The 326-nt window shown below is 44.5% G+C and carries 1 pseudogene; it reads right to left on the bottom strand.

What is annotated here, in order from left to right:
* Positions 1-326 (bottom strand): annotated as a pseudogene (locus HC175_RS22030) (translocation and assembly module lipoprotein TamL); the annotation flags it as partial.

Raw genomic sequence — 326 nt, 5'->3', positions numbered from 1 at the left:
AGTAACAAAATAATTGACCCGGGCTCTTTTATTTTTTGTTGGGATGATCTCGTAGCCGGTCTCGGCATTGAACCACCCGTTGTTCCAGTACCAGGCCTTTAATCTTTCGGCAGAACGCTGGCTTTGGTCTTCCCTTACAATGGCAGGAGGTTCTCCCGATTCTTTAAGCCATTCATTGATATTCACGTAAATATTTCCCAATCGAACCACCTGTTTTTGTGATAGCAGGTCGATTAGTTTTTCTTCCCTGTTGGGAGTGGCATGAAGCCAGTTCAAAAAAGTAGTATCGGGATCGGGTTTTGCGAGGTTGTAGAGATACAACTGCA

This window comes from Salinimicrobium oceani (assembly GCF_012037645.1).
This window is presented reverse-complemented; position numbering and strand designations above follow the sequence as displayed.